The following is a 14,195-nucleotide window of genomic DNA, read 5'->3' as shown; positions in this document are numbered from 1 at the left end:
TATGGAAAAACCCGGGATTATATCGGCCACCCTGGCAAAGATTTATCTGGACCAGGGCTACGTAGAGCAGGCATTGGAGATATATAAGGAACTTTTCAAGAAAGAGCCTCACAACGATTTTTATAAGAAACAAATCGCCTTACTGAAAAAAGATCTGAAGGCAAAGAGGTAGGGCTTCGTATTGAATATAATCTCAGTCGAGAAGGCGCGGTAGCAGAGGATGCGAGAAAACCGGATTGAAAAAGTGCTCCACGTCATCGGGGAGGCAGGTCTCGATGCATGTGTGCTCAAGGGTATGGACAATATCTTTTACCTCACGGGGTTCAGGGGTTCCGAGGGCACGCTTGTCGTTACCAAGGGAGATGTTATCCTTCTCACCGATTTTCGCTACATTACCCACGCAAAAGAGGCAACCAGGGGTATTCAGGTCGTCGAGGTCAGACAAAAACAGAACGTCTTCCTCGATATCTGTCAGAAATACGGCATTCAGCGGATGGGCTTCGACAGTTTCCATGTGCCCTACAACCTTTACCAACTCTTAAAGGAAATGCTGCCCGATGTGTCGCTCATTCCGCTTGAAAACTCCATAGAAGAGATTAGACAGATTAAGGAACCGGATGAAATAAACGCGATGGTTAATGCAATAACGATCGCGACGGATTCGTTCACCGAAGTTTTAGAAAGGATCGTGCCCGGCAGAACGGAAAAGGAGGTCGCGAGCGACCTCGATTATGCCATGCGAAGATTGGGGGCTGATAACGCGGCATTTCAGACCATCGTGGCATCAGGGCCGCGATCGGCTCTTCCGCACGCAGAACCGTCAGACAGACCCATAGCACTGGGCGACGCGGTTATCATCGATTTCGGTGTCCAGGTAAACGGGTATTGCAGCGACGAAACATGCACGGTGCTCATGGGGCCACCTAAGGAAGAGATCGGGGCAATTTATACGATCGTCGACGAGGCGAGAAGGCTCGGGCTCGCGCACGCGAAAGCGGGGGTGGCCATAAAAGACCTTGACGCTATTGTTAGGGGATATATCGGAGAAAAAGGATACGGAGAATTTTTCCGGCACGGCGTGGGTCATGGGGTCGGCATCGCCGTCCATGAAGCCCCGACCATATCCAGTAACTCCCAAGGCCTCCTCGAGGAAAATATGATCGTCACCATAGAACCGGGTATCTACCTGCCGAATATCGGCGGGGTAAGGCTCGAAGACATGGTCCTTATTACCGAAGAAGGTGCAAGCGTCCTCACCCGTCTTCGGAAGGATCTCTTCATCATTTAGAGATAAACGTGATCCGGCGGATGCGCATGCCGGACAGAATTTAAAGCAGGAGGAAAGAATGATTGTCAGTACATCGGAATTCAGAAAAGGTTTGAGAATATTGGTCGACAACGAACCTTTTGTGATCGTTGATTTTCAGCATGTGAAACCAGGAAAGGGCGGAGCCTTTGTGAGAACACGTCTCAAAAGCCTCGTCTCGGGTAACGTACTTGATAGAACGTATCGTTCCGGCGACAAGGCGGAAGTCCCTGAGATGGAGGAAAAAGCCATGCAGTTCCTCTATAAGGAAGACGTCAACTACCACTTCATGGACCAGAATACCTACGACCAGCTCTTCATCGACGAAAAGAGCTTAGGCGACGCCAAGAACTATTTGAAAGAAGGCATGGTCGCAACAATCCTTTTTTACCAGGGAAGGACACTGGGCGTAGACATACAGAATTTCGTCGAGCTGCGCATTGTGCAGGCCGAGCCCGGGGTAAAGGGTGACACCGCTCAGAATGCCACGAAACCAGCGGTTCTGGAAACAGGGTACACCATACAGGTCCCCCTGTTCGTTGAAGAGGGTGATACGGTCCGCATCGATACGAGGACCGGCGATTACATGGACAGGGTTCTCAAGTAGAAGGAAAATTGAAACAAGGACAAATGAAGTCACCTACAACCTTACGCGCGATGCGCTCAGGTCATAACGAATCCGAGCAGGTGAGACGATGACGTCTCGTCCATATCCGTCCGGGTTGTATATACGATACTCATCATTCCATCCAAGAGGGTTTCATGCTGATCACGTTTGAAGGTATTGAAGGAAGCGGTAAAACCACGCAGATAGAACTCCTGTATAACTATCTGATAGGCAAAAAGAAAAAGGTCATCAAGACCCGCGAACCTGGCGGTACACCGTTCGGTGAAATATTGAGGAAAGTCTTTCTCCACGAGCATATGGAGGTTTATCCTCTTTCTGAACTTCTCGTATTCATGGCCATGAGGGCGCAACACGTGGAACAACTGATCAGACCTGCCCTCAAGGAACACAAAATCGTTCTCTGTGACCGGTTCGTCGATGCTTCATATGCATACCAGGGCTATGGCAGGGGCATCGATCTCGGTATCATTGAGACGCTCAATCGGTTCGTTACGAAAGGCATCCGACCCAATCTCACGATCCTGCTCGACTGTCCGGTAAAAGAGGGGCTCGGCAGAAAAGCGCGGGCAGCATCCATGGACAGGTTCGAAAAAGAGGACCTTTCGTTCCACAGAAAGATACGGAAGGCTTATGAGAAACTCTCTAAAGAAGATCCAAAGCGTTTCTTTGTCATCAAGGGCACGCTCGATAAAAATACCATACAGATGGCCATTAGAAAGAAAGTGGAGGAGCTTTTTACAACCTATGGGATTTGACCGTATCATCGGCCATGAAAGGCAAAAGAGACTTCTCTTGGCCATGCTTGAGCGCAAGAATATCGCGCATGCCTTTCTGTTCTGCGGCCAGGACGGGATCGGAAAGAAGCAGGTTGCGCGCGAATTTGTTAACTACCTGTTCTGTGAAACCCACTCGGCCTGCGGCACATGTCGCGCCTGCATTAAGCTCACCCGCGGAAGCCATCCGGATCTCATCGCCATCGAGGGCCAGGGTTCGATCGGTATAGACCGGTCAAGGATGCTCAGTAAGGAAATCTACGAATACCCTTACGAGAGTGACAGGCGGGCCATCATTATTGATAGCGCGGAAAAACTCACCCCTGAGGCCGCTAACGCCCTCCTAAAGACCCTGGAAGAGCCGCCCCCTTTCAATGTGTTCTTTCTCGTCACCTCAGCCGAGAAGGAAATTCCTCTCACCATACGGTCACGATGCACGAGGATATTCTTCACCCCTCTTCTCAAGGAACAATTGAAACAATACTTTGTGCAACACCTGTATACCGACAATAAGCCGGCTTCCGGAGAACAGGTTCAGGAGAGACATGCTGAGCTTCTTGCCGATATTTCCTATGGAAGTATCGGATGCGGACTCTTCTGGAACGAAGACGACAATCTGAACTTGCGGCGCATGGTCGCGGAACTCATTCTCGGCGGAGGAAGGAACTTTGTCGGGGCGTCTCTCATAACAGAGAGGATTGCCGCCACCGAGGGCGGCTTCGGCATGTATCTCGCTTTCTTGCTTTCGCTCTTTCGGGACCTTCTCGTGCTCAAGCATACCGGCGATCGCGGGAAACTAGTGAATAAGGATGTGGAAGAGCTTCTGTCCCGACAGGGACCGGACGTGAGATGGGTTGAGGATAGACTTCAAAGAATTCAGGAAACCACGCGCGTTATGCGGTATAATATAAACAGGTGGCTCGCATTTGAGAACCTGTTGTTCCAGGTTATGAGGTAGGACGGTATGAAAAGCTGTTACGTGGCCATAGATAGACTGACAGGCGTAGTCGAGCTCGAGGCAATAGGTGATGTGCGGATCGGCGATTTTGTCGTGAGCGAGCTGGATAAGGGGGCCTGTCTCGGCAAAGTCATTACTGAACCTGTTGAGACCTCCAGGGAAGGATTAAAGAAAATGACGCGGAAGGTGACGGAGGAAGAGGTAAAGGAATATAAGGCCCTGAAGGAAAAGGAGCGTTATGCCTTCGACTTCTGCAGACAGAAGATCCAGGAAATGGGCCTCCCCATGAAGCTCCTCAACACCGAGTACCTTTTTGGCGGGGGTAAACTTCTCTTTTATTTCATAGCGGAGAACAGGGTAGACTTCAGAGACCTTGTCAAGGAACTGGCAAAAGAATTCAAGGTCAGGGTCGAATTGAGACAGGTCGGTGTGCGGGATGAGGCGAAGATTATCGGGGGATTGGGGAACTGCGGAAACACGGTCTGTTGCAGGAGGTTTTTGAATAACTTCTCTATTGTCTCCATTAAGATGGTGAAGGAGCAGAGTCTGGCGCTCAACCCCGCAAAGATTTCGGGCATATGCGGAAGGCTCATGTGCTGTCTTTCATATGAGTACGATACCTACGTCGACGGGAAGAAGGGGTTCCCCAAAATCGGCAAAAGGGTTGTGGTGCCCCAGGGGGAAGGCAAGGTCGTAAAACACAACACGCTGAATTCCACCATCACCGTTCACCTCGACGACGGCAAAGAGGTGACCCTGCCGCTCAAGGACATAACCCTTCATCCTGACCAGGAGAAGAAACCGGCGCCCCCTCATCACCCGCAAGCGGACAAAAAACGCTGAAGGCGACGATTCAAAAACAACTACCAAGCGTGGCCTATTATCCGAAGTCTTTTGTTATTGTAATTTGGCAACCGGTTATTATATCCTAATCTGGTTCCTGCAACAGCACTATTTGGTTACGCTCATTTGGAGTGCTCAATGGACAAAAAATACTATATCACCACCCCGATCTACTATATCAATGACGTGCCCCACATAGGCCACGCATATACCACGATCGCAGCGGACATAATGGCACGGTACAGGCGCCTTCAAGGGTTCAGGGTATTCTTCCTGACAGGCACGGATGAACACGGGCAGAAGGTGGAGAAGGCCGCCCAGGCGCTCAACATCCATCCCAAAGAGCACGCAGACAACATGGTCCACCGGTTCACCGATCTCTGGCATGCGCTCAATATTACCAATACCGGTTTCATAAGGACGACCGAAGAACGTCACAGAAAGGTGGTCCAGCACGTATTTGAGAAAGTCCTTGAGAAAGGTGATATCTACCTTGGCGAATACGAGGACTGGTATTGTGTTCCTTGCGAAGCATACTATACGGAGTTGCAGCTCAAGGACGGGCTCTGTCCGGACTGTCTGAGAAAACCCGAAAAATTGAAAGAAGAGAGTTATTTTTTCAAACTCTCAAAGTACACTCAACCCCTCCTTGATCTACTCAACCATCAGAAAAATTTCATCCTGCCGGAGATCAGATATAACGAGGTTGCAAGTTTCGTCAAGGGCGGGCTTAGGGACTTGAGCGTCAGCAGGACGAGCTTTCAGTGGGGAATTCCCGTGCCCGGAAACGAGCGTCACATAGTCTACGTGTGGTTTGACGCCCTGACGAATTATCTGACCGGCATCGGTTTCCTTGAAGATATGGAGACGTTCAATGCCTACTGGCCCTGCGACGCTCATCTTATCGGCAAGGACATCCTCAGGTTTCATGCCGTATACTGGCCGAGCTTCCTCATGTCCTATGGCCTTACCCCGCCCAGACATATCTTCGCGCACGGCTGGTGGACTATCGAGGGACAAAAGATGTCCAAATCCTTAGGCAATGTCGTTGACCCTCGCGAAATCGTGAAAACGTACGGCGTCGATGAATTCAGGTTCTTCCTCTTCAGGGAAGTGCCCTTTGGCCTTGACGGCGATTTTTCAAAGCAAGCCGTGGTCCACAGAATTAACGGCGATCTGGCCAATGACTTCGGAAACCTGACGAGCAGAAGCGTCACCATGATCGGAAAATTCTTGGGGGGCAGGATTCAGAAACCCGAGAAAAAGGGCGGCATGGACGAATACGTTGAGGATGCCGCTATGAAAGCCATCGACGAGTATCGGAAAGAGATGGAGGTATTCTCGTACCACAAGGCTTTGCAGAACGCCTTCGAAATTGTCTCGATTCTCAACAAATACATTGATTCCGAAGCGCCCTGGAGGCTCGCAAAAGAGGGCGATCCGCGCATCAAGACGGTCCTTTACAATATCTGGAACGGCCTGCGCATAGTTGCCGTTCTGTTCTATCCTTTCATGCCCACGAGGTCCCAACAGATCTGGAGCGCCTTAGGCATAGGAAAATCAATTGAATCGGCCATCTTTGATGACGAAGCACGGTTCTTCACTCCCCCTGATCTTTCCGCCATCGACAAAATAGCCCCCATTTTTCCAAGAATAGAGGCGTAGATAATGGCTTTTGTCCCCTTGAGAGGCGCCCTCAGAAAAGTTCTCAAAGACTACAACATCAAGGATCTGGAAGAGATCAAGATCTTCAGCTCCTGGGAGGAAATCGTGGGAGAAAAAACGGCAAGCCACGCGCGGCCCGCCAACGTGAGCAACCGAGTCCTCTATGTTGAAGTCGACGATCCCCTCTGGCTTTCCCAGCTAAAATATATGAAGGTCGATATCATCACAAAGATCGATAGAAATATCAAAGAAGGTCTGTTCAAGGACCTGCGGTTCTTTCTTAAGAACAGATCGTAAGAGCGATCATCTTCAATCTTTTCACAAAATATTTTTCAAGAGGTTGACGCCCGAGTTCTTCATCACTATATTGACCATATTGTTAAACAAAGACAGACTGAGCATATGATCGTACGGAGTATACAACAAAAAAAGATACGTTGCGTTACGAGGCGGCACCGGGATTACGGACCGGCAAAACACCCCGGCGAGGCCACACGTGAATGAAACGATGAAAGTGCTCGTAACGGACGACGACCCGGAGCTCCTCCTTTTGGCGATCGCGGTTTTGACAAGGGGGGGATATGAGGTGCTTCAAGCTGAAACAGGGCGCGAATGTCTTGAAATTCTTCGGCGTGAGCAACCCGATCTCGTCTTGCTCGACGTGATGCTTCCCGACGCCTCGGGTACTGAGATATGTAGACAGATTAAGGCAGAGGAGAGGTTACGAGACACGTTTGTCATTCTTACGTCGGGGGTCCGGATCTCTTCCGACTACCAGGCGGAGGGCTTGAACAGCGGGGCTGACGGTTATATCGTCAAACCCATTTCCAATAGGGAGCTTCTCGCCAGGGTACAGTCCATGGAACGGATCAAACGGGCAGAGAACGCTCTCAGAGAAAAAGAAAGAGAGCAGAAGAAACTGATCGCAAATTTACAGGAAGCTCTCGCGGAGATAAAGACCCTGAGAGGATTCATACCAATCTGCGCCTCCTGCAAAAAAATACGAGACGATGAGGGTTACTGGGACCAGCTGGAGGCCTATTTCACCAGGCATACCAACGCAATGTTTACCCACTGCATTTGCCCGGAATGCGCGGAGAAATTCCGCGACGAAATGAAGAACGCGGCAAAATAGATCGAGAAGACCGACTCAGTTACTCGTGGCTTCTTTCTATGATCTGTTCCGGTGTCCTATCTCTAACCTCACCGAATCGAGGAGGAGCCTGTACGGAAGACCTTTTTCGTCGGCAATCTTCTTTATGTCTTCGAATTCGATGTGGGTTTTCACGAGTCTCCCCTGAGCGTCAAAACCGTTCTTAACGCGAATCGGTCCGTAGGAGGTCTCAACGGTTGTTTCTTTCCTTCTCAGAATACGGCGGCCTTCGCGCGCGACTCTCACGCCGAATGTGGAGGTCTCCTGAAAGATGTTCTCGATAACGTCTTCAAGTTTTTCAGAGGAGACTGTCGCGCAAACGCGTATGCCGGGTCTTCCCTTTTTCATATGGACCGGGAAATAGAGCACATCAAGGGCTCCACTTGCGCGTATCCTGTCCGCAGCTGCCCCCATATACTCGGTCTCCATATCATCGAGATCGCATTCAACGACGAACACGTGCTCGTCCGACAACGCCGTCTCAACTGAGCCGATAAATATCCTGAGCGCGTCCGGTTTCGCCGTCTTGTATGTCCCGAGGCCGTAACCGATTCTCTCGACGACGAAAGGCGGGGACGCATTTTTGTCTTTCGCGTAGTGTCTCACTATCGTCGCACCCGTAGGGGTCGTCAGTTCGAGAGGTTCATCATAGAGGACTATAGCATGGCCCGAGAGTATCTCAAGGGTGACCGGCGGTGGGTTCGGGATGATCCCGTGGGCCGTGGCGATGGTGCCTCTGCCACAGGGCACGGCCCCGCAATATACCTTTTCTATTTTGAAATAGTTCATTCCCTTGGCCACGCATAGAAGGTCTATGAGCGTGTCCACGTGGGAGAGCTCGTGGAGATGGAGCTCGTCTCGTCGTATGCCGTGTATCTTGGATTCGGCGTCGAGGATAATATCGAGCATGGACTGAGCGTCCTGTTTTATCTTCTCTTCCACATCGATCTTACTGATTATCTGTTGCATCTCACCTATGGTGAGATGGAGCTCGCTTTTGCCGATGGCAAGATGGACACCGTCGATCACCCCCTGCGTCAGTCGTTCGGGAGCCATGGCCGGCAGGGGCTTCGGTATCTTCCTGAGCATGTCCTGAACCTCTTGAAAGGGCATCCCGGCGTCGATCATGGCACTAATCATCATGTCGCCGCTTATGCCGAAAATGGGATCAATAACCAATATTTTCATAGTCTGTTTATCAAGGTTGCAAAGTATGCAGCACCGAAACCATTGTCGATATTGAAAACAGAAACGGTGGAACACGAATTGAGCATGGCGAGAAGGGCGGTAAGTCCTCCGAAGCTCGCGCCGTAGCCAACGCTTGTAGGCACCGCGAGAACCGGCACTCCTACGATACCGCCCACAATGGATGGCAGGGCACCTTCCATGCCGGCAGCCACGATGATCACTTTGGCTTTCTTCACGACGTCAAGATTTCCGAAGAGCCGGTGAATGCCTGCCACGCCCACGTCATAGAGCTTCTCTGTCTCATTCCCGAAGAACACCGACGTCACGTAAGCCTCTTCAGCTACGGGGATGTCGCTCGTGCCGGCCGATATAACGAGAATCATCCCTTTGCCCAATTTTTTTGTCGACCGTTTCATAATAGCGAAACACCGCGCCGCTTCATGATAGGTACCGGCTGGAAATCTCTTTTTGAGGACCCCACCGGCCTTCTTATCGATACGGGTCGCGAGCACATCCTGGTTTCTCTTGCGCATGGACGCAACGATGTCGATAATCTGGTTGAGTGCCTTGCCCTGGCCAAATATGACTTCCTGAAGACCTTTTCTCATGACCCTGTGGTGATCCACCTTGGTATGGCTCAAATCTTCATATGGCATGTCCTGAAGGGCTTTGTAGGCGTCGTTTACGGACACCTTCCCCTCTTCTACAGACCTGAGCAATCTCATCACCTTCTCGTCGATCATGTTCGGGAATCCTCTTCTACTATAAACGCATGGCGCACAATTTTCAACCTGTCGTCGTCAATACCTACTACGTCAAAGCGCACTTTTCTGTTGAAGCACCTACGATCCTTGAGGTAGTAGGCGGCGGCTCGAATCATATGATCTTTCTTCTTTTCATCGACGGCGTCGAGGGAGGCTCCGAAAGAGGCGAAACTGCGGCGCTTCACCTCGATGAATACCAGGTACCCCTTTTCCTCGGCGATGATATCGATCTCGCCGAACCTTGTTCGATAGTTCTTCTCGATGATCTTGTAGCCCTGCTTTTTCAGAGCTTTTACGGCCAGGCCTTCGCCCTCGGCGCCTATTTCTTTCTTATTCAGCACAATACTCTCTCACGCCTCGAAAGGTCTTGCGGTGAATCGGAGAGACGCCGTGCCTCGCAATGGCCAGTTTATGGCCCTTTGTAGGATAACCTTTATGCTTGTTGAAATCATATTGAGGATAGACCAGGTGGTAGGCATCCATAATCCGGTCTCTTACTACTTTTGCAATGATCGATGCAGAGGCGATGTAAAAACACTTTCTATCACCCTTGACCACGGCTTTTGCCTGGGGATGGTCATTGAGGCTGTGATTTCCGTCTACGAGAATGAGCGCTGGCATGACACCCGTGGCGATAAGGGCTCTCTCCATGGAAAGAAGGCTTGCCCTGAGGATGTTTATCCGGTCGATCTCTTCATGGCTCGCCATGCCTATGCCCACACGTGAGGCATTCTCCAGGATCCACGAAAATAGACGCACCCTGTCCGGCTCGCCTAACAGCTTGGAATCAATGACGCCTTTTGTATCCCGGGGCATATACTGCCAGACAACACAGGAAGAAACAACAGGTCCGGCGAGAGGCCCTCTCCCGGCCTCATCTATCCCGCCTACAAGACCTGCAAGCAGACACTTCATTAATCTCTTTTTTCTTTCAGCTTCGCGGCCTTGCCTTTGAGGCTCCGCAGATAGTAGAGTTTCGAACGTCTCACCTTGCTCTTGCCGGTCGTCTCTATGGCGTCAATTAAGGGTGAATGCATGGGAAACGTTTTCTCGATGCCTACGCCGTAGGAAACCTTCCGTACGGTGAAGGTGGTTTTTGTGTTGCCGCCTCTCTTGCGGATCACAACACCTTCGAAGACCTGAATCCTCTCCTTGTCACCCTCAAAGATACGCGTATAGACTTTTACGTTATCGCCAACCTTGACCTCGGGCAGGTCAAGTCTCATATGCTCTTTTTCCATCAAATCGATCATTTCATTCATTGTGTCCTCCTCTTTCGCCGAAAATTCTGTCAAGTATAATACCTATCGCTACCCTCAGGGAGAGGTGGTTATAATTGCCTTTTCCCCTGATGGGAACAAGCATCTTGTCGCACCCATCGACGATTTCGTCTGCAAGGCCCCATCCCGTGCCGAAAAGCACAACACATGGCCGCGCCTCCCTTTGGATGAATCCGTTCAGTTCCTGATACGTCACGGCTTTATGGGCCCTCTCTCGCGACGACGTGCCCACCACAAGGGGCCTCTCCTCCCGCCCCATATGGTCGATCATTTCCTCGGCCGTGGCCATAATCCGTACCTTCCGTAATGCCTCGCCCCTTGCGGGATTGTATGTGGCTCCATATCCGTGAACCCAGTGGCGGATGAGCTTTTCAGCGATCTCCCGTTGTTTTATAAGAGGCGTTACAATATAGCATAAGTCAATACCAAAAGTCATGCATGTTCGTGCAATATCATGTATTTCCAGGTTCGTGACACTCGTTGCCACGATCTCACCCCTTTTGTCATAGACAGGGTAGTGAATCACCCCTATGCTGACCTTACTCAGGTATCTCCTCCATGATTTCTCTCATCATTTTGCGCTCTTCATCGCCCGGCACGAACCCGTCCAACAGATCAGGGCGCTTGAGAATCGTCTTTCTGATGGCCTCCTTCTTCCTCCACTTCCGGATTTCTTCGTGGTTGCCCGAGAGTAGCACTTCGGGCACCCGTAATCCTGCGAATGTCTCGGGCCTCGTGTACTGAGGATATTCAAGGAGCGATCCTTTGAAACTCTCGTTCGTTACCGATTCCTCGTTGCCAAGAACTCCCGGAATACACCGAGATACCGCGTCAATCAAAACAAGGGCGGGAAATTCCCCTCCCGAAACTACATAGTCTCCCACGGAGATCTCTTCATCGACAAATTCGAGCACGCGCTCGTCCACCCCTTCGTAGCGTCCGCAGACGAGACAGATATGCGCCGCTCTGGCAAGACGCTCGGCCGTGACCTGGTTCAAGGTCTTTCCCTGGGGCGTCAGAAGAACGATTTTGGGCTTAGTGAACCGGTTCTCTACATCCTTTACGGCCCTGTAGATGGGGTCAACCTTCATCACCATGCCGGGGCCGCCGCCGTAAGGGCTGTCATCGCAAGTTCTGTGTACATCTTCCGCAAAATCCCGGATGTTGACGATGTCGAAACGAATGAGGCCCTTATCCACCGCTTTCTTTATGATGCTCTCGGCGAGCGGCGACTCAAAGATTGCGGGAAAGAGCGTAAGGATAGAAAAAATCACAGGGACAGCGCCTTCTCGTCAACACAAATCGTGCCGTTCTTCATGTCGATATCGGTCACGTAGCCCTCAATGAGGGGCACCATGAGCTCCTTTTCCTTACCGGCCACGACCAGCACATCACTCGCCCCGGTGTGCAATACCGATTCCACCCTTCCTATCGTTTCCTTGTTCAGGTTCGTCACGTTAAGACCGATAAGCTGATACTCATAGTATTCGTCCTCTTTCAGGTCCGCGAGGTCTGTCTCCCGCACATAAAGTTCCTTGTTTACAAGAAAAGAGACCTCGTCGAGGTTGTTAAGACCATGGAATTGTATATACACTGAGTCTTGCCGGAATTTGACCCGAGCCGGTCTGATCTCGGTTTTGACTTCATCCTTTCCCACGAATAGCGAGGTATAGCCAAGGAAATCTTCCTGTACCTCGTTGTAATAGCGAAACTTTACTTCTCCCCTGGTACCGTGGGTGGATACGACCCGGCCCACGGGGATCCACTTCATTACTCGATAATCTCGAGCACCGCCCTCTTCTTCACCTTGGTTGAAGCGGCGCTCAGTATGGTTCTCATGGCCCGTGCGGTTCTCCCCTGTTTTCCGATAACCTTTCCGAGATCATCCTTGGCAACATTGAGCTCTATGACCGAGGTCTTTTCTCCCTCGATTTCCGATACCCTTACTTGATCCGGACTGTCTACCAATGCCTTCGCGATGTACTCGATCAGCTCTTTCAACACAGGTCCACCTCCATAAGTTTTATGGTAATTCCTACAGAACCCCTTCCTTTTTGAATAGGTTTTCCACGGTCTTCGTGGGCCTTACCCCTTTTTCGTACCAGGACTTTATCTTCTCTTTGTCGAGGTTTATGAGCGCGGGCTCTTTCAGCGGATCATACAATCCCACCTTCTCTATAAACCGGCCGTCTCTCGGCGATCTCTCGTCTGCGACTACAATCCTGTAAAATGGTTTCTTCTTGGAACCGAACCTCGTCAATCTGAATTTTACCGCCAAATCTCCACCTCCTATCGGAATAGTTGTTGCCTCTGGAGGCCTTTCATGCCTCCCTTTGTGAGCTTCTTGATCATCTTCTTGGTTTCCATGTACCTTTTTAAGAGCTCGTTAACATCGTGGACTTGAGTTCCGCTGCCTTTGGAGATGCGGACCCTCCTACTTCCGTCTATGATGCTGGGATAGAGTCTCTCTTTCGCCGTCATGGAGCTGATAATGGCCTCTGTCTTCTTAATATCTTTCTCCGCTTGAGCAAAATCAATAGCCCCTTTGAACTTTCCCAGACCGGGGATCATACCGAGAATCGATTCCATAGAACCGAGTTTCTTCATCTGCTTTATCTGCGCGCTGAAGTCTTCGAGCGTAAACTCATCCCTTTTGAGCTTGCGCTCAAACTCCAGGGCCTGTTTCTCGTCAAATAAATCCTGGGCGCGCTCCACAAGGGAGACCACGTCCCCCATGCCGAGTATACGGGACGCCATCCTGTCAGGGTAAAAAGGCTCCAGTGCGTCAAGTTTCTCGCCGGTGCCCACGAATTTGATGGGCTTTCCTGTGACCGCTTTAATGGAAATGGCCGCGCCGCCCCGCGTGTCACCGTCTAACTTGGTAAAAATAACGCCGTCGACCCCGACTTTTTCGTTAAACGTGCCAGCAATGGTCACGGCGTCCTGGCCGGTCATGGCGTCGAGCACGAGCAGCGTCTCCCGAGGGTTTAGGAACTTTTTCTGCGCGACAACCTCGTTTACCATAGCATCATCTATGTGCAGCCGTCCTGCCGTGTCCACGATCAAGGTATCGAAGCTGTTCTTCATGGCGTAGGCCTTGGCCTCTTTGCAGATTGTAAGCGGATCTCGTGTGTCTTCCATCATAAAAGCGGGGACATTGATCTGCTTGCCCACCTTCACCAGTTGGTCGATTGCGGCCGGCCTGTAGACGTCTGTAGGCACAAGCAAGGGTCTTTTTCCTTTCTTTCTCAGATGGAGGGCCAGCTTCCCACAGGTCGTGGTCTTGCCCGAGCCCTGAAGGCCGATAAGCATGACGGCCACGGGAGGCGAGCCCGCTACATCAAGCGGCTTGTTCGTAGAGCCCAAAAGCTCACAGAGCTCGTCATAGACGATCTTAATGAACTGCTGTCCAGGTGTGATGCTCGCGACAACGTCCTCGCCCATTGCCTTTTCCTTGACCCTGTCCAGGAAATCCTTGGCCACCTTGTAATTCACATCGGCCTCAAGCAGAGCGACGCGGACCTCCCTCAAGGTATCTTTGATATTGGCCTCGCTCAGTTTGCCGTAGCCTCTCAATTTCTTGAAGGTGGCTTCCAGTCTTTCCTGTAATCTCTCGAACATTGTGGCAGATAGTTTA

General features: G+C 51.0%; 20 protein-coding genes. 9 read left to right on the top strand and 11 right to left on the bottom strand.

Going from position 1 to position 14,195, the window contains the following annotated elements:
* Window position 1 precedes the first annotated feature (1 nt).
* From VMT62_03320 to VMT62_03280, 9 genes are all read left to right on the top strand, one after another.
* Window positions 2–172 carry a hypothetical protein gene (locus VMT62_03320; protein ID HVN95435.1) on the top strand — a complete coding sequence of 57 codons (171 nt, stop codon included), beginning with the start codon at window positions 2–4 and terminating at the stop codon, window positions 170–172.
* A 48-nt stretch (window positions 173–220) separates the two neighbouring features.
* A complete protein-coding gene (locus VMT62_03315) occupies window positions 221–1,288 on the top strand; it encodes a Xaa-Pro peptidase family protein (GenBank protein ID HVN95434.1) in 1,068 nt (355 codons plus the stop codon).
* Between the two features lie 58 nt (window positions 1,289–1,346).
* Window positions 1,347–1,913 carry an elongation factor P gene (efp, locus tag VMT62_03310; GenBank protein HVN95433.1) on the top strand — a complete coding sequence of 189 codons (567 nt, stop codon included), beginning with the start codon at window positions 1,347–1,349 and terminating at the stop codon, window positions 1,911–1,913.
* Window positions 1,914–2,068: 155 nt separating this feature from the next.
* A complete protein-coding gene (tmk, locus tag VMT62_03305; protein HVN95432.1) occupies window positions 2,069–2,689 on the top strand; it encodes a dTMP kinase in 621 nt (206 codons plus the stop codon).
* Window positions 2,679–3,665 carry a DNA polymerase III subunit gene (locus VMT62_03300; protein ID HVN95431.1) on the top strand — a complete coding sequence of 329 codons (987 nt, stop codon included), beginning with the start codon at window positions 2,679–2,681 and terminating at the stop codon, window positions 3,663–3,665. The genes tmk and VMT62_03300 overlap by 11 nt, the downstream gene beginning before the upstream one ends.
* A gap of 6 nt (window positions 3,666–3,671) precedes the next feature.
* Window positions 3,672–4,508 (top strand): regulatory iron-sulfur-containing complex subunit RicT, encoded by an 837-nt coding sequence (ricT, locus tag VMT62_03295; protein HVN95430.1) that lies wholly within the window; start codon window positions 3,672–3,674, stop codon window positions 4,506–4,508.
* A gap of 138 nt (window positions 4,509–4,646) precedes the next feature.
* Window positions 4,647–6,173: a methionine--tRNA ligase gene (gene metG, locus VMT62_03290; GenBank protein HVN95429.1), complete on the top strand. Its 1,527-nt coding sequence runs from the start codon at window positions 4,647–4,649 to the stop codon at window positions 6,171–6,173.
* A 3-nt stretch (window positions 6,174–6,176) separates the two neighbouring features.
* Window positions 6,177–6,470 (top strand): DUF721 domain-containing protein, encoded by a 294-nt coding sequence (locus VMT62_03285; GenBank protein HVN95428.1) that lies wholly within the window; start codon window positions 6,177–6,179, stop codon window positions 6,468–6,470.
* 199 nt (window positions 6,471–6,669) lie between these two features.
* On the top strand, window positions 6,670–7,308 hold the full coding sequence (locus tag VMT62_03280) for a response regulator (GenBank protein ID HVN95427.1): 639 nt from the start codon (window positions 6,670–6,672) through the stop codon (window positions 7,306–7,308).
* Window positions 7,309–7,344: 36 nt separating this feature from the next.
* Here the strand turns inward: VMT62_03280 and larC are convergent, their stop codons facing one another.
* The 11 genes from larC to ffh are packed head-to-tail and all read right to left on the bottom strand — an operon-like array spanning window position 7,345 to window position 14,179.
* Complete coding sequence (gene larC / locus VMT62_03275) at window positions 7,345–8,514, bottom strand: nickel pincer cofactor biosynthesis protein LarC (GenBank protein ID HVN95426.1); 1,170 nt, start codon at window positions 8,512–8,514, stop codon at window positions 7,345–7,347.
* On the bottom strand, window positions 8,511–9,257 hold the full coding sequence (gene larB, locus VMT62_03270; protein ID HVN95425.1) for a nickel pincer cofactor biosynthesis protein LarB: 747 nt from the start codon (window positions 9,255–9,257) through the stop codon (window positions 8,511–8,513). The genes larC and larB overlap by 4 nt, the downstream gene beginning before the upstream one ends.
* Window positions 9,254–9,619 carry a YraN family protein gene (locus VMT62_03265; protein HVN95424.1) on the bottom strand — a complete coding sequence of 122 codons (366 nt, stop codon included), beginning with the start codon at window positions 9,617–9,619 and terminating at the stop codon, window positions 9,254–9,256. The genes larB and VMT62_03265 overlap by 4 nt, the downstream gene beginning before the upstream one ends.
* Complete coding sequence (locus VMT62_03260) at window positions 9,609–10,193, bottom strand: ribonuclease HII (GenBank protein ID HVN95423.1); 585 nt, start codon at window positions 10,191–10,193, stop codon at window positions 9,609–9,611. Before VMT62_03260 ends, VMT62_03265 begins: the two co-directional genes overlap by 11 nt.
* Window positions 10,193–10,540: a 50S ribosomal protein L19 gene (gene rplS, locus VMT62_03255; GenBank protein ID HVN95422.1), complete on the bottom strand. Its 348-nt coding sequence runs from the start codon at window positions 10,538–10,540 to the stop codon at window positions 10,193–10,195. Before rplS ends, VMT62_03260 begins: the two co-directional genes overlap by 1 nt.
* On the bottom strand, window positions 10,533–11,084 hold the full coding sequence (locus VMT62_03250; GenBank protein HVN95421.1) for an RNA methyltransferase: 552 nt from the start codon (window positions 11,082–11,084) through the stop codon (window positions 10,533–10,535). The genes rplS and VMT62_03250 overlap by 8 nt, the downstream gene beginning before the upstream one ends.
* Before the next feature lie 13 nt (window positions 11,085–11,097).
* Window positions 11,098–11,832, bottom strand: a complete 735-nt coding sequence (gene trmD, locus VMT62_03245) for a tRNA (guanosine(37)-N1)-methyltransferase TrmD (GenBank protein HVN95420.1) — start codon at window positions 11,830–11,832, stop codon at window positions 11,098–11,100.
* Window positions 11,829–12,329, bottom strand: a complete 501-nt coding sequence (gene rimM / locus VMT62_03240) for a ribosome maturation factor RimM (protein HVN95419.1) — start codon at window positions 12,327–12,329, stop codon at window positions 11,829–11,831. Before rimM ends, trmD begins: the two co-directional genes overlap by 4 nt.
* Window positions 12,329–12,562, bottom strand: coding sequence for a KH domain-containing protein (locus VMT62_03235; GenBank protein HVN95418.1), 234 nt, complete (start codon window positions 12,560–12,562; stop codon window positions 12,329–12,331). The genes rimM and VMT62_03235 overlap by 1 nt, the downstream gene beginning before the upstream one ends.
* A gap of 31 nt (window positions 12,563–12,593) precedes the next feature.
* Window positions 12,594–12,836 (bottom strand): 30S ribosomal protein S16, encoded by a 243-nt coding sequence (gene rpsP, locus VMT62_03230; protein HVN95417.1) that lies wholly within the window; start codon window positions 12,834–12,836, stop codon window positions 12,594–12,596.
* Window positions 12,837–12,847: 11 nt separating this feature from the next.
* Window positions 12,848–14,179: a signal recognition particle protein gene (ffh, locus tag VMT62_03225; protein HVN95416.1), complete on the bottom strand. Its 1,332-nt coding sequence runs from the start codon at window positions 14,177–14,179 to the stop codon at window positions 12,848–12,850.
* Window positions 14,180–14,195: the final 16 nt, after the last annotated feature.

This window comes from Syntrophorhabdaceae bacterium, from assembly GCA_035541755.1.
Taxonomy (GTDB): Bacteria; Desulfobacterota; Syntrophorhabdia; order Syntrophorhabdales; family Syntrophorhabdaceae; genus PNOF01.
Note: the sequence above shows the minus strand (reverse complement) of the source record. Positions and strands in the feature narration are given on the sequence as shown.

Excerpts from the sequence above, each read along its gene's own strand:
- larC (HVN95426.1), bottom strand. The coding sequence starts at position 8,514 with ATGAAAATATTGGTTATTGATCCCATTTTCGGCATAAGCGGCGACATG.
- ffh (HVN95416.1), bottom strand. The coding sequence starts at position 14,179 with ATGTTCGAGAGATTACAGGAAAGACTGGAAGCCACCTTCAAGAAATTG.
- ricT (HVN95430.1), top strand. The coding sequence starts at position 3,672 with ATGAAAAGCTGTTACGTGGCCATAGATAGACTGACAGGCGTAGTCGAG.
- rimM (HVN95419.1), bottom strand. The coding sequence starts at position 12,329 with ATGAAGTGGATCCCCGTGGGCCGGGTCGTATCCACCCACGGTACCAGG.
- VMT62_03320 (HVN95435.1), top strand. The coding sequence starts at position 2 with ATGGAAAAACCCGGGATTATATCGGCCACCCTGGCAAAGATTTATCTG.
- metG (HVN95429.1), top strand. The coding sequence starts at position 4,647 with ATGGACAAAAAATACTATATCACCACCCCGATCTACTATATCAATGAC.
- VMT62_03300 (HVN95431.1), top strand. The coding sequence starts at position 2,679 with ATGGGATTTGACCGTATCATCGGCCATGAAAGGCAAAAGAGACTTCTC.
- larB (HVN95425.1), bottom strand. The coding sequence starts at position 9,257 with ATGATCGACGAGAAGGTGATGAGATTGCTCAGGTCTGTAGAAGAGGGG.
- VMT62_03315 (HVN95434.1), top strand. The coding sequence starts at position 221 with ATGCGAGAAAACCGGATTGAAAAAGTGCTCCACGTCATCGGGGAGGCA.
- rplS (HVN95422.1), bottom strand. The coding sequence starts at position 10,540 with ATGAATGAAATGATCGATTTGATGGAAAAAGAGCATATGAGACTTGAC.
- tmk (HVN95432.1), top strand. The coding sequence starts at position 2,069 with ATGCTGATCACGTTTGAAGGTATTGAAGGAAGCGGTAAAACCACGCAG.
- VMT62_03260 (HVN95423.1), bottom strand. The coding sequence starts at position 10,193 with ATGAAGTGTCTGCTTGCAGGTCTTGTAGGCGGGATAGATGAGGCCGGG.
- VMT62_03285 (HVN95428.1), top strand. The coding sequence starts at position 6,177 with ATGGCTTTTGTCCCCTTGAGAGGCGCCCTCAGAAAAGTTCTCAAAGAC.
- efp (HVN95433.1), top strand. The coding sequence starts at position 1,347 with ATGATTGTCAGTACATCGGAATTCAGAAAAGGTTTGAGAATATTGGTC.